At 39.8% G+C, this 14,637-nt stretch carries 14 protein-coding genes; 3 read left to right on the top strand and 11 right to left on the bottom strand.

Features of this window, described 5'->3' with window-relative positions:
• The 7 genes from CBF33_RS09065 to trhO all read right to left on the bottom strand — a co-directional run bounded on the left by CBF33_RS09065 (nt 1) and on the right by trhO (nt 5,374).
• On the bottom strand, nt 1–993 hold the full coding sequence (locus CBF33_RS09065) for an ornithine cyclodeaminase family protein (protein WP_126763601.1): 993 nt from the start codon (nt 991–993) through the stop codon (nt 1–3).
• 11 nt (nt 994–1,004) lie between these two features.
• A complete protein-coding gene (locus CBF33_RS09060; protein WP_023606732.1) occupies nt 1,005–1,883 on the bottom strand; it encodes a sulfite exporter TauE/SafE family protein in 879 nt (292 codons plus the stop codon).
• A 14-nt stretch (nt 1,884–1,897) separates the two neighbouring features.
• Nucleotides 1,898–2,701: a TrmB family transcriptional regulator gene (locus tag CBF33_RS09055; protein ID WP_126763599.1), complete on the bottom strand. Its 804-nt coding sequence runs from the start codon at nt 2,699–2,701 to the stop codon at nt 1,898–1,900.
• Between the two features lie 166 nt (nt 2,702–2,867).
• Nucleotides 2,868–3,188, bottom strand: a complete 321-nt coding sequence (locus CBF33_RS09050) for a nucleotide pyrophosphohydrolase (protein WP_211329543.1) — start codon at nt 3,186–3,188, stop codon at nt 2,868–2,870.
• A 9-nt stretch (nt 3,189–3,197) separates the two neighbouring features.
• A complete protein-coding gene (locus tag CBF33_RS09045) occupies nt 3,198–3,863 on the bottom strand; it encodes a DNA-3-methyladenine glycosylase (protein WP_126763595.1) in 666 nt (221 codons plus the stop codon).
• Entirely contained in the window at nt 3,809–4,315 is a 507-nt protein-coding gene (locus CBF33_RS09040; RefSeq protein WP_126763593.1) for a methylated-DNA--[protein]-cysteine S-methyltransferase, read from the bottom strand. The genes CBF33_RS09045 and CBF33_RS09040 overlap by 55 nt, the downstream gene beginning before the upstream one ends.
• A gap of 93 nt (nt 4,316–4,408) precedes the next feature.
• Complete coding sequence (gene trhO / locus CBF33_RS09035) at nt 4,409–5,374, bottom strand: oxygen-dependent tRNA uridine(34) hydroxylase TrhO (RefSeq protein ID WP_126763591.1); 966 nt, start codon at nt 5,372–5,374, stop codon at nt 4,409–4,411.
• 205 nt (nt 5,375–5,579) lie between these two features.
• On the opposite strand from trhO, the gene CBF33_RS09030 reads away from it, so the two are divergent.
• Entirely contained in the window at nt 5,580–6,005 is a 426-nt protein-coding gene (locus CBF33_RS09030) for a NusG domain II-containing protein (RefSeq protein ID WP_126763589.1), read from the top strand.
• 50 nt (nt 6,006–6,055) lie between these two features.
• On the opposite strand, the gene CBF33_RS09025 is transcribed toward CBF33_RS09030, so the two are convergent.
• From CBF33_RS09025 to CBF33_RS09015, 3 genes are all read right to left on the bottom strand, one after another.
• A complete protein-coding gene (locus CBF33_RS09025) occupies nt 6,056–6,946 on the bottom strand; it encodes a DUF7916 family protein (RefSeq protein WP_126763587.1) in 891 nt (296 codons plus the stop codon).
• Between the two features lie 20 nt (nt 6,947–6,966).
• Nucleotides 6,967–9,159, bottom strand: coding sequence for a GH92 family glycosyl hydrolase (locus tag CBF33_RS09020; RefSeq protein ID WP_126763585.1), 2,193 nt, complete (start codon nt 9,157–9,159; stop codon nt 6,967–6,969).
• Nucleotides 9,160–9,232: 73 nt separating this feature from the next.
• Nucleotides 9,233–10,297 carry a GntR family transcriptional regulator gene (locus CBF33_RS09015; protein ID WP_126763583.1) on the bottom strand — a complete coding sequence of 355 codons (1,065 nt, stop codon included), beginning with the start codon at nt 10,295–10,297 and terminating at the stop codon, nt 9,233–9,235.
• A gap of 140 nt (nt 10,298–10,437) precedes the next feature.
• Between CBF33_RS09015 and CBF33_RS09010 the strand changes: the two genes are divergently transcribed.
• Together CBF33_RS09010 and CBF33_RS09005 are read left to right on the top strand one after the other, a co-directional pair.
• Nucleotides 10,438–11,727 (top strand): glycoside hydrolase family 125 protein, encoded by a 1,290-nt coding sequence (locus tag CBF33_RS09010; RefSeq protein ID WP_126763581.1) that lies wholly within the window; start codon nt 10,438–10,440, stop codon nt 11,725–11,727.
• Nucleotides 11,728–11,742: 15 nt separating this feature from the next.
• Entirely contained in the window at nt 11,743–14,439 is a 2,697-nt protein-coding gene (locus CBF33_RS09005; RefSeq protein ID WP_126763579.1) for an alpha-mannosidase, read from the top strand.
• A 114-nt stretch (nt 14,440–14,553) separates the two neighbouring features.
• On the opposite strand, the gene CBF33_RS09710 is transcribed toward CBF33_RS09005, so the two are convergent.
• Entirely contained in the window at nt 14,554–14,637 is an 84-nt protein-coding gene (locus CBF33_RS09710; protein ID WP_353094491.1) for an IS3 family transposase, read from the bottom strand.

Here is a 14,637-nt window from a genome sequence, read left to right as displayed (position 1 = left end):
TTATACATCTAATTCTAATCCAATTCCTTGCTCTTTTGCTTTATTGACAATCGCTTGTGCTGTCACAATATCTAAAACAGCTGATCCGACAGTTTTAAAAATCGTAATATCTTTATCTGACGCTCGGCCCGCCACTTCTTCACGTACGACTTGACCTAACTCACCATGATAATCGGCTTCAGTTACGACTCCATCTTCTAGTGGGCTGATGAAATCACCCGCTTCAGCCAAAACGCCATCCATCGTATCAAAAATAATGCGGTCCGCTCTTGCGATGATACCAGCAGGAACTTCTTTCATCTCAGGTGTGTAAGCCCCAACACCATTGATATGCGCTCCTTCTTTGACATCTTCTGCTTTAAAAGTAGGTTGTTTCGATGTCGTCACGGTTGTAATCACATCTGCTCCTTGAACCACTGCTGAAATATCATCTAGTGCGATAAACGTTGTTTCAAATTCACTTAACAATTCTTCCATCTGTGCGACAAACGCTTGCGCTCGTTCTAAATTAATATCAAATACACGAACCTCTTTTAACGGACGAGCGGTTAACATGGCTTCTAATTGACTCGCTGCTTGGCCTCCCGTTCCAATCAACGCACCAACAGTGGCATCTTGACATGCGAGTAAGTCTGTTCCTGCTCCTTGAACTGCTCCCGTTCTTAACTGTGTTAAGTACGTGCCGTCAATCATCGCTGAAACAATTCCTGTTTCTGGATCTAATACGACCATTGTTGCTGGGATACTTGGCAACCCTTTATCAATATTTTTAGGATACGCTGAAACGATTTTTACGCCCAGCGCTTCCACATCACCGTTAGCATAAGCTGGCATATACAGACTTTGCCCTTCATGTAGTGCGACGTCTAGATTTGTTCTTAAAGGAACTTGCGCGTCACCTGCAGTATACATTGCCAAAGCTTGTTTGGATACTTCGATTGCTTCTTTCATTGAAAAACATTTTTGGACATCTTCTTTTGTTAAGATTAACATATTCTTTCCTCCTAAGCGGTTACTTTTTCTGCTTTCATTAAAGATGACAACATGCTGTATGCACTATAAATTAAGACCACAATCACTAGCCATTTCAACATGGTCACATTTAAGTTTTTAACTAAAAATACGGCGGCTAAAACACCTAACACACCAAACGTTGCGGTATAAAGCGTAATTTTACGGCTGTATTCTCCAAATTTAACAAATTGGACACTTCCAACAGGTACAGAGAAGGTACAAGCCCCCATCATAATTGGAAAAGCAGCTGCAGGGTTTAAGCCTAACATATAGACGGTAACCATCGTCAAGGAATATGAGCCAATTCCAATATTATTTAACGCACCAAACAAGAATAATAATGCCGCAGCTAAAATTAATTTACCTCCATAGAGTTCCGTAGCTGTGCCGTTTGATTTTATCCAATTCATTTGACCGGCAAAGATTAATCCTGCGGCTACGATTAAGCCAACACCTACAAACAGTTTAATCGTTCGCTCAGGTAATTTAACAACAAAACGTGGCCCAACATACGCCCCGATAACTTGTGACACGATACAAACAAGTAATGTTTTAATCCCCACATCGATCGATGTAATATAAGATAGCGCCATTGTTGCGACAGGAATAACACATTGTGTGTTAAGTGTCCCTGGTAACTTTTTCATTGAAGTCCAACCTAACTTAGGATATAACACACTCCCAATCGCAAAATCCGAAATACCAAATGTTGATAAGAAAAACATGATAAATGACGTGAACGGTAAAACTTTACCATTTGCTTTTTCAGCTTTCATCTCTTCTTTATGTAACAATAAATCTTTGATAAACGTGAATAGAAAATAACCATTAATCAATACAATAGACAATAATAATAGCGGTTTTATCATTTCGTTTCCTCTTCTCAGTATATTTGTCGTAACTGTCCTAAATCGCCGTGATACGTTTCTGCAATCGAGTCTGGTAACTGAGCGATGAGTTTTAACGTATAGGCATCATGCTTAATGTACTCTTTCGCAAGAGTCATCATCGCCCGATTCTTCGTCCAAATCAACTCAACTTCTTTGACTTCAAAGTTCAAATCGCCAAATAGAACTTCTTGCGAATCGCTCACGATACTTAGCCATCGATTGCCAAAATCGGCTAATTTATCTTGTTGAAAGCCATGATCGTAGTAACGAGTAAACGGTAAAGTAAAGTCATTATTTTCTTTAAATAAAATCAAGACAAAATGCTCAAGACGCTGTTCGGCAGCGGCTAACACTTCAATCAGTTCGGGTGTTAACTCTTGTTCCCAAATCTGAATGTAGAGACTTTCTGTTGCTTGTTCAATTAAATATTTTGCTTTACTTAACGTTGGCCCGTAGCCATTAATTTTCCACAGTAAATCATCACTTTCATCCGTTTCTTTTACTTTTGTAAGTTGCTTTTCGAGTTGCGCTAAATCGGCATGAATATCTTGCTTCAAAAGATTGAGCAATTCTTCACTTGATATCGCATGATAAAGTTTCGGTTCAGTCTTATTTACCACAACAAGTCCGCTATTCACTAAATTTTCTAACAGATTATACACTTTTGAACGCGCCACACCGGAACGTTTGCTGACTTCGTATCCAGAGAGATTACCGCTTTCTAATAGCGTAATGTAGATACTTGTCTCGTTTTCTGTATAGCCAAATTTTTTCATTACTTGTTTAATGGTGTTCATCTTACTTCCTCACTTTTTCTTTTATAGTAGCTCCTTACAGTAACTACTATATTCTATTGTGAAATAATTATCAATACTTTTTAAAAAGTTTTTTTAATAGGGTGATTTTAAATATAATAGACAAAAGAAAAAAGCTTGTTTTTTAGAATCAAAACAAGCTTCTTCTTTACTTCATCAAATTTTTAGGTTGAGAGGAAATAGGATATTTTATCGCATTTTTCTTAAGTTTTTTCTTTATCACCTCTTCCATATCAATCTCTAAATCATCACAGAACATCGTCAGATAGATTAGGATATCCGCCACCTCATCTTCAATGTTCTCTCGATGACGTTCATTGGCTTCTTCACTCGATAACCACTGATAGTTTTCCAACAATTCACTAGCTTCTAGCGAGATAGACAATGCAAAGTCTTTTGCATTGTGAAACGGTCGCCAATTTCTTTCATCACGAAATTGATTGACCAAGTCGATAATTTCTTGTCGCATCATGTTTACCTACTTTCTATTTTGCCACACGGACGTGTGAACTTCTTTTTTTAATTGTCCAGATATATGCGGATGACCTAGCACTGTATAACGCAAAGGACGGTGTGTCCAATCTCCTTTATTAGGAATACCAATTCGAGGTGTAGCCACAATATCCATCGGCACTTGCGACACATCCCAGATACTCACATTCGCTTGATTGAGTAAGTAACCGTCTAACATATACGATATCCCTAGCGCTTGAGTTAACTTACCTGGACCATTAGTCAAGTTAACACCATGTTGCGCGCGATTTTCTTGCATAATACGTTCCCCTATCACAGGTTCAATCGCTCTGATTAAAACAGCTTCTGGTTGATTAAGGGGGCCTGTTACCACGTTTAACAACGTATGACGGTGCATTCGATACAAATAAAGCGTCCCAGCTTGCTGATACATGCTTTCGTTTTTAGGACTGCGTTTCCTTTGAAAGCTGTGACTAGCTTGATCTTCGGCTCCTAAATAAGCTTCTGTTTCCACAATATAACCAGCTGTCACTCCTTTGGTCGTTTCATGAACAAGCAGTTTTCCTAACAATGCTTGTGCCACAACTGTTGTTTTATTTTGAAACCAATCAGGTGTTAAACGGTCGGCTCGTGGAAAGATTTTTCTAATTTCAGTAGTGATTGTTTCCATGTCGCTCCTCCTCGATAGTTTCCTAATTTCCCTGACTTTTGAATAACACGATGACACGGTACAACTAAAAGAAGTGGATTGCGAGCGACTGCTGACGCCACTGCGCGAACGGCACTTGGCATGCCGATTGCTCTCGCCAGATCACTATAAGACCGTGTTTCACCATACGGAATCGTTCTAACAGCCTGCCAAACTTTTTGCTGAAAAGACGTTCCGAAAATATCGCTATAAGAAAGCGTCAAAGGGACACCTTCTTCGAAATACGCAGTAAAGGCTTGCGTTAATGCATCAGTTGGCATCAAAATCGTTTCAAGATGGGCGTTCTTTATAAACTGATGAACCTCCTCCTTCGATCCATTAGGTGAGCCAACAAAGACAATAACGTCCTCACACAACCCTATCCACAGCTGCACTTTGTCCATCACAATCTCTGTCATTTGCACGTTTACCATGATTGGCCTCCTTTGCTCTTCATTTTAACATAGTCCGTTTTTAATCATAAAGAAAAGCTAGCAAGGAAAATCCCTGCTAGCTTTTTATACTGATTACACGTTAGCTGTTTGTTGACGCGTTTCGCCTAAAGCATTTAAACGTGCTTCCCATTCTGCTTCTGATAAATCATTTTCAGCAATATAGCGATTACGGTCGTGTGCACGACATTCCGCACTACATCCACGAACGTATTTATCTTCATTTTCAATAGATGTCAAAATTTGACGGTTACATTCTGGATTACCACAGTTTACATAGCGTTCACATGGTGTTCCATCAAACCAGTCTTTTCCAATAACAGTTGGATTAACATGGTTAATCGGCACACTGATTCGCTCATCAAAGACGTACATTTTACCGTCCCATAGTTCACCACGTGTCTCTTCATCGCGGCTATATTTAGCGATACCGTCTTTTAATTGACTAACATCTTCAAAACCTTCTTTTAATAACCAACCTGAGAATTTTTCACAACGAATACCACCTGTACAATACGTGACAATACGTTTGTCCATAAATTGTTCTTTATTATCACGAATCCATTGAGGTAAATCTCTAAACACACGAATATCAGGACGGACAGCACCACGGAAATGGCCGAGGTCATATTCGTAGTCGTTACGCGCATCAATCACAATCGTATCTTCATCTAACAACGCTTCTTTAAATTCTTTTGGTGAAAGATAATTCCCTGTGATTTCTAATGGGTCAATATCATCTTCTAATTTTAACGAAACGATTTCCGGACGTGGACGAACGTGCATTTTTTTAAAGGCATGACCTTCAGACGCATCTATTTTAAAGAGAATATCTTTAAAACGCTCATCCGCATGCATTAACTCCATATACTTTTCAGTATCTTGAATCGTACCTGATACGGTACCGTTGATTCCTTCTTCTGCTACTAATATACGCCCTTTTAAATTAAGAGAACGGCACATCTCTAAGTGAACCTTTGCAAATGCCTCAGGATTGTCAATTCTTACATATTGATAGTATAATAAAACTTGGTATTTCATCTTTTTTAGTCCTTTCACAAACATAATTCGTCTATAATACAATAATACAAACTAAGACGATTGTAAACAGTTTTGTTTGTGTTTTACGAGCTAATAGTCGTTCATTTTTTCACGTTAAAAGATTGTGAAAAAACAAATAAAAAGAAGATTGCATCATGTCATGAGTTTTGTTACACTTTAAAAATAATGATTGGAGGAACGTTTCATGTTATGGAAAGAATTAAAAAAACAATATCGTTACATGGACGGCATTATCATTATTTTCTTAGTGATACTATCATTTTTACCGATTGGGGTATTTTCATATACGCAAGCTAAGCAACAACATAAAGAAGGAGAAACAGTGGCAATCGTTTCTATCGACGGTAAAGAAGTCGACCGTTTTGTCCTATCGGAAGAAACACCTCATCAAGAGAAAACTTACCATCCTTCAAAAAAACAGTATAATATTATTGAAGTAGACGGTACGCGTATTCGAGTCAAAGAAGATAATAGTCCTGACCAAATTGCTGTTCGTACTAGCTGGATTAGTCAACCGGGCCAGACGAGTATCTGCCTGCCACATAAATTAGTCATTGAAATTCAAGGCGTTACCGATGATGACGAAGACGATATGATTATTACCTATTAACAAAAACAACAGCCACGCTCTATTAGAGAGCGTGGCTGTTTTACTTTATACTAGCGAACGATAGACTGTGACATACGATAATAAGTATGTCGCTTACCGCGAATCGCAATAGAAAGTGCCATAATATTTTCAGGAGTCGGCATGCCACCAAAACCAGCATCGCCAATATGTTGTAAATCAACACCACAACGTTTACTTGCTAAAGCTAATTCGCGAATAGTTGCTTCATCAGATGTTTCTTGACTCGTGCCAATAGAAGACATAGATAATTTACCTGCTGCTTTGATTTGTTGACAGGCTTCATAGACTTCTTGTTCACGAATACCAGGAACCGTACCCGGACATGGTAGTAAAATAATATCTGCACCGGCTGTTATAAATTGGTCGATCGCCGTTTGAGAAATAACGGGTTCATCTACCCCTGAACTATGCATTTTTCCTGCAATAATCAGACCGTCAAATGATTCTTTCGCCACTCGAATCGCCTTTTCAATCTCGACATTTGTCACACCCGTCCCTGGATTGCCAGTCAAACAAATAAAATCAAACCCTAAACGACTCGCTTCTTCAAATGTTTCCTTCACTGCTTTACGCCCACTGGCAATCGCAATTTGCGACTCCATTAAGGCAGCCTCTCCTGCAACAGGCTCTAAATTAACCCCAATAGGCGCACCGGATAGTTCTTTTAGGCGGGCTATCACATCCGTCTCACTAGCCACTCCCGCAACATGAGGTTGCAACACATCCATGCCATTTAACAAAATCATGTCGCCACCAAACGAAACGGAGACTTCCGCATTTGTTAATGGCCACATCGCTTGGGCGTGGTTGATATTCTCACAAACAACTGTACGCCCCTCACTCGCTTTGATTGATTGAAATAACTCGGTCGCTGACATTCTCTTAATTTCTGAAGCCGTACTGCTAATTAAACGTTTCATCTTAAAATTCTCCTCTAAGTTTATTTTTTATGCAATGAATAAGGTAAGTGTTTCTGCCATTTTTCTTGAGGCAGTGGGGGAATTAAACTCATTTCAAATTCTATCTCATTAGCTGTCAACAATTGTTCATGACGGATGGCTAACGGTGCTACTTCTACACCGTCAATTCGCAGTCCTTTTACGAAAGGATACATTTTGGGACAGGCAGTCGTCCGTATGACTAATTCACGATCAATGCCTATCTTCACGGTCATTTTTTCAAAACGTGGGACGCCAACGACATACTCACCTGAACCTGGACAAACTGGGTAAAAACCTAAACTTGATAAAATATACCAAGCTGACATACTGCCATTATCTTCATCTCCCGGATAGCCTTGCCAAGAGCTATCAAATAGCTCGTCTTGAATTTTTTTGACGAGCATTTGCGTGTAGGCAGGTTGATTCACATAGTTAAACAAATACGGTATGTGGAAACTTGGCTGATTGGACATCGCTAACTGACCAAAATCCACCGCCGCCATCTCACTCATTTCATGAATTTCAAAACCGTAGCCTCCCACGTTAAAATCAGGCGAACTTTGAACTAATGCGATTAAATGATGCGTAAAGGCTTCCGCTCCACCCATTTGTTCAATCATATCTGCAAAATTATGATACATAGCTAGACTATTTTGCCAAGCAGAACCTTCTGTATAATGCTTGCCCCAGTCAAGAGGATTAAAAGGTGTCACAAATTCACCAGCAGCCGTTTTCGGTCGCATAAATCCTGTTTCTGCATCAAACAGATGTCTGTAATTTAACGATTGTTGATCGTACTTTTCCATAACAGCTCTTTCTCCTAATTGCTCTGCCACGCGAGCAATACAAAAATCACTGTACGCGTAATCTTGCGTATGATTGACACTTTCACCATAATCGCTCGAAACATACCCCAACTCTATATACTGTTCCGTTCCTCGACGTCCGTAATGTTCATGCTCGCTTTGAACGGTAGCTCCTTTGATCATCGCCTCTAAAAATTCAGGCATTAAATCTAAACGAATGCCTTTTACCGCGGCATCTGCGATCACTGCATCCACTAGGGTTCCTGGCATTAGACCACGCTCATCAGGTGATAACCACTTAGGTAAATAACCTGTCTCACGATACGCATTTAAAAAACCTTCTAGCATGATGTCATAGTAATCGCTAGCAATAATGGAATATAACGGGAAGAGCGTCTTATACGTATCCCAAAACCCATTATTTGTAAAATATTTACCCGGTCGTACTTTACGACTCATCGTATCGTAGTGATAGTCATTCCCAGCTTCGTCACGTTCGTAAAAGGTTTGAGGAAATAAACCTGTTCGGTAAAGATTACCATAAAATGTACGACTATCTTCTGACGCTTGATCATCGATATGAATCCGTCCTAAATAATCTAACCACTCTTGACACGCTGCGTGTCGCCAACTCTCAAAAGAATCGCCTTCGATTGCCAGAGCATGACGTGTCGCTTGGTCGCTGGAAAGAAAACTCGTGCCGATTGAAACGGTTACATTATCAACCGCAGAAGTAAAACCAAATAACAAACTATGTGTCTTTTCCGACGCTTCTTCGTTAAACATCTCTTCTGTTGATAAGTATGTCGCAGGGGTTGAAAAACGAAACGTGACGTACATTTTAAAGTCAGGATCTTCACAGCCTGCATAATTGATTACATAACCAGACAAAGCTAAACCATCATCTGATAGGGAAAACGTATAACGTCCTTTTAAAGACAATAACCACGCTGCTGTCTCTGGTTGTTGATACGTCATACGCAACTGTGCACCATAGCGCGTCGGCACTAACTCAGACACAATTCTGTGACGTAAAGATTTAATATTTAAATAATGCGGTGCAAACACACTCTGGTCTGGACGATAACTACTTTGATGAAAAAAGAGAGTCGTCTCTGCCACGTTAGATTGAGTAGGAGTCATAACAAATGAGGAAAAATCGCCCATCCAAGGACTAGGTTGATGCGTTAAACGAAACCCTTGGAAGGTACGATCGTTCGGATTAAAAAACCAACTTCCACGCTCTCCAGCTGTTTGCGGCACAAAATAATTCATGCCAAACGGTACGCCTGTGTATGGAAGAGCATTACCATTAGAAAAAGTATACTGATTGTCTGTTCCTTGACGCGTGTCTATCGAAAGTAAATCACGTTCTGTTCGTATCATATTACCACGCCTTTCATCATTTAGTTGACTAAATGATATACCATTAATTTGAAAAAGTAAACAAATGATATACTTATTTTTCTTGATAAGTAGTTTCTCTCACTTTTAAACAAATTGGCACCACATCTTGCGTCGCCTGAATACTCGCTTCTTCAATTTGATGTATTAATCGCTTAGCTGCCAATGCGCCCATTTCAGCAAAATCTTGTGCTACCGTTGTTAGTTTAGGTGTTATCAATTGACTCGCCTGACTATTATCAAAGCCGACAATTGAAACTTCTTCAGGAATTTGTACACCGCTTTCTTTAAGTTGATTAACTAGTGAAATTGCGACAATATCATTTTCCGCTACAATTCCCTCTACACCTTGCGCTAACATCTGACTGACGACTTCTTCTAAATAATCATCTAAAGCTAGTCGTTCTAAATTTTGATATAAGCATTTTTCTGTCACATTCTCTTCATATAGCGCTTTTAAATAACCTAGATAACGTGTTTGGATAGTCGACACTTCAAGCAATGGCATACTAGAAACAAACGCAATCTTTTTCAAACCACTCGCAAGCATATGTTTCGTCGCCTCGTATCCTCCCTGTTCGTTATCTGCGACAACACTCGGAAAGCCAATAGCTTCATACTCTTTATCCAAAATAACGGTGGGGACACGATGTAAATATAAATGATATAACCAATCAATATCTATCTCTTGCGTCATCGGATAGAACAACACACCCGCGTAATTTTCTACAACTTCAGCAATTTGGTACTGCGAAAGCTGGTCATGTCCTAACATGACGACACGATAAGGTGTACCCGCTAACGCTTGAAAAACACCCTGAGCATAGTTTCCAAAACTCGTGTCATGTGAAAACGGACTGACAAATAATAAATCTTCTTTTTTATTTGTCGACACTTTACTTGGTACGCCTTTTACAAAACTTCCCTTACCTCGAACGCGATAAATCAACCCCTCAGCTTCTAACTCTACTAAGGCTCGTTTTGACGTAATACGACTCACTTGATATTTTTCCGACAACTCCAACTCTGTCGCAATTTTATCCCCTTTGGTATATCTTCCACAGACTATATCTTTTTTTATATCATTAATAATTTGTTGATATAAGGGTATTTTACTCATAATGTTCCCTCTTTTCTTCTGTCTTCTTTATCATTTTACCACATCTTGTCATTAATCTTTAGAAAAAGATAGACATTCCTTTGCAAATGATATATCATTTTGTTATAAAAATAAAATACATATATCATAGGAGGCTCATCATGGTTTATCAAACGATACCTGCATCTGTCCAATCTTTTATGGATCATATTAATTCTTTAACACAACAGGACAACCCTAAGTGGGGAGAAATTTTTAACAAATGTTTTGCCAATACCCTTTTAACAACGGTTAAGCGCCAAGAAGACGGCACGACCTTTTTATTAACAGGTGATATTCCTGCCATGTGGTTACGTGATTCAACCGCTCAAGTACGTCCTTATTTACCGATTGCAAAAGACGACGCTGATTTAGCGGATATGATTGCCGGACTAGTTAAACGTCAATTTTTCTATATTAACATCGACCCTTATGCGAACGCTTTCAACGAAGAACCCAATAATGCCGGGCATCAAACAGACCATACTGAGATGAACCCCTGGATTTGGGAACGTAAATACGAGATTGACTCACTCTGCTACCCTGTTCAGCTCGCTTATTTATTACATCAAGCAACTGGGCAAACCGACCAATTTAACGCCGATTTTCATGAAGGTGTAGCAAAAATTTTAGAAGTATTTGAAACAGAACAACATCATGAAAATTCACCTTATACATTTGAGCGTGACACATGGCGTGAAGAAGATACGTTAACCCATGATGGGCGCGGTACTCCTGTTGGCTATACTGGTATGACATGGTCAGGTTTCCGTCCAAGTGACGACCGCTGTATCTACGGTTACTTAGTCCCTTCAAATATGTTTGCAGTCGTCATCTTAGGCTATTTAGAAGAGCTTTATACCTCTCTTTTCAATCAGCCTGAAGTAGCACAACGAGCGAAAAAACTCAAAGAAGAAATCGATGCAGGGATTCGCCAATACGCACAGGTCCAGAATCAAGCCGGTGAGACAATTTATGCCTATGAAGTCGATGGACTAGGTCACTATTCTATTCAAGATGACTCCAATGTACCAAGCCTGATGTCTGCTCCGTACCTTGGCTACTGTGCAGAAGACGATCCTGTTTATCTTGCGACACGTCGCACTCTATTAAGTAAGGAAAACCCTTATTATTACGAAGGAAAATATGCAAAAGGCATTGGTAGCTCACATACACCTGAAAATTATATCTGGCCAATCGCTGTTTCTATCGAAGGAATGACGACGTCCGATAAAGCGGAGAAAAAACGTATTTTAGATATGCTCGCTGCAACAACCGGGGGTACCGATTTAATGCACGAAGGTGTCCATGTAGATGACCCGACTAAGTATACACGTGAATGGTTCTCATGGGCGAACATGATGTTTTGCGAATTAGTCATGGATTACTATGACATTCGCGTTGAAAAATAAGGAGGAACAACTACGATGAGTAAGAAAAAAGTTTATATTATCTCGCATAGTCATTGGGACCGCGAGTGGTACATGCCCTACGAGCAACATCACATGCGCCTTGTCACATTGATGGATGATTTACTAGAAATTATCAAGACAGATCCTGATTTTCACAGTTTCCATTTAGATGGTCAAACGATTATTTTAGACGACTATCTTGAAGTCCGACCTCATAAAAAAGAGGAAGTCCAAGCAGCGATTGACGCTGGAAAATTAAAAATCGGCCCCTTCTATATCTTGCAAGATGATTTCCTTATTAGTTCAGAAGCCAACACACGTAATATGTTGATTGGTTTAGAAGAAAGTCGCAAATGGGGAACACCAGTTAAGCTAGGCTATTTCCCAGACACCTTTGGAAATATGGGACAAGCTCCGCAAATGATGCTTGAAGGCGGCATTGAAATGGCGGCGTTCGGTCGTGGTGTCAAACCAACCGGCTTTAACAACGTCGTAATTAACGATGAAAAATATGCATCGCAATTCTCAGAAATGTGGTGGCAAGGTCCAGACGGCTCTAAAATTTTCGGTCTTCTCTTTGCTAACTGGTACAGTAATGGTAATGAAATCCCTGTAGATAAAGAAGAAGCTAAAGTATTTTGGGAACGCAAATTAGCAGACGCAGAATTATACGCTTCAACAAATCATTTGCTGATGATGAATGGTTGTGATCATCAACCTTTACAAAAGGATGTGACGCAAGCTATCAAAGTCGCAAATGAACTTTACGATGACTACGAATTTATTCACAGTAGTTTTGAAGAGTACCTAGAGGCAGTGATGACCGACTTACCAGACAACCTAAGTACTGTCGAAGGAGAATTAACGAGTCAAGAAACAGACGGTTGGTATACGTTAGCTAATACTTCTTCTTCTCGCATCTACTTAAAGCAAAAAAATACCGAAGTGCAACGTCAATTAGAAAGCATTGCTGAGCCTCTAGCTACTATGGCAAGCCAAGTGTCAGGTCATTATCCACACGACGAATTACGCTATGCGTGGAAATTACTATTACAAAACCACCCTCATGATAGTATTTGTGGTTGTAGTGTCGATGAAGTTCACCGAGAAATGATGACCCGCTTTGACAAAGCACTTGAAGTAGGTCGCTTTGTCGCTAGTGAAGCACTTGAAACCTTAACACTTGCGATGAATACTGAGGTGTTCCCAGAAGAAAGTCGCCCATTTATCGCATTTAATACTAGCGGAAATCAAAAACAGACGGTATTTGAAACAGAAATCGAGTGGGAACGCATTCCGTTTTCAGAAATGTCCCCGCCTGCTGGTTATCGTGAATTAAAAGCCAAAGATTTGCCTGATTTTTACGTTATCGATGAACGGGGACAACAAGTCGCAGCGGAAATCGTCGCACACGACACTCGTTTTGGTTACGATTTACCAAAAGATGGCTTCCGAATTCCGTTTATGGCGAATTATGTGACCGTTCGTGTCCACGAAGCATTTAATCCTTTATCATGGAAAGGCTATGCTCTAGTTGCAGGTAAGGCGAAAGAAATCTCACTAACTTCTATGGTAACCAACGATGGTTATCACCTAGAAAATGAACACGTTGCACTTACAATTCAAGAAGATGGACGTCTTACTTTAACAGATAAAATAACGACACAACGTTTTGAAAACTTACTAACGTATGAAAATGTCGGCGATGTTGGGAATGAATATATCTTTAAACAATCACCAGATAAGACTGTCTTATACAGTCATGATTACCCAGCGGAAGTCAACGTCATAACCGATACCCCGTTATTAGCCGAAGTCATGATTCGTCAAACTTTACCTGTACCTGTTGGTGTAGAAGAAGAACAATTACGCGAAGAAATGAAGTCTGTTACGGAGTTTCGTCAACGTCACGCGACACGTACGAAAGAAACAGCTCCTTTAACAATAGAAACGATATTACGCCTAGAACGTGGCAAACGCCAAATCCAATGTGAAGCACGTTTTAACAATCAAATGAAAAATCATCGTTTACGCGTGCTCTTCCCAACGATGATTGAAACGAATGAACATGTTGCTGACAGCATTTACGAAGTGGCGACACGTCCTAACGATGTAGCGGATACGTGGACAAATCCAACGAATCCACAACATCAACAAACTTTTGTTAACGTTCATAACGAAACACATGGATTAACGATTGGTAACTATGGGTTAAACGAATATGAATTATTAGAAAAAGACACGACAATCACTGTCACCATCTTACGCGCTACCGCCGAATTAGGAGATTGGGGTTATTTTGAAACACCTGAAGCACAGTGCCTAGGAGAACAAACAGCTGCTTTCACGATAGAGCCACATGGAGCTAATGACGGCTTTGCGACATATCAAGAAGCCCATAATTTCCAAATACCGATTTCTGTTACGCAAACATCACGTCATGCTGGTGCCTTACCAGTCGACAAACAATTTGCAACCATTGAAAGTCCAAATTATCAATTAACAAGCTTCAAGTGTCAAGAACACACGTTAAATATTATCATGCGTGGTTATAACTTAAGTTCTGATGAAGAAGCGCCACTGACATTAGACGTTCCAGGACATCAAGCGGTTAGAAGTACGCTAATTGAAACAGTCTCTGACAAAGCATTGACGTCAACTTTATTACCAGCTGAAATTCACACCACGCTGTGGACATCAGACAACGCATAGATTTTCTAACAATGATAGAGAAAAGCAACTGACCTCACATAAAAAGCCCTTCCCTTCTCTTGAACGAGAAAGGGAACTGACCCATTAAAATGGGACAGTATCAAAAAAGCTTTCTTATTGGGTTACAGATTGCCGATATTCTATCGGTGACTTGTAGCCCAATTTTTGTTGAATTCGTGTTTTATTATAATACTTAAT

The sequence above is a fragment of the Vagococcus lutrae genome, assembly GCF_003987555.1.
GTDB classification, from domain to species: Bacteria; Bacillota; Bacilli; order Lactobacillales; family Vagococcaceae; genus Vagococcus_A; species Vagococcus_A lutrae.
The sequence above is the reverse complement of the archived record's forward strand: the minus strand, read 5'-3'. Positions and strand labels throughout refer to the sequence as shown.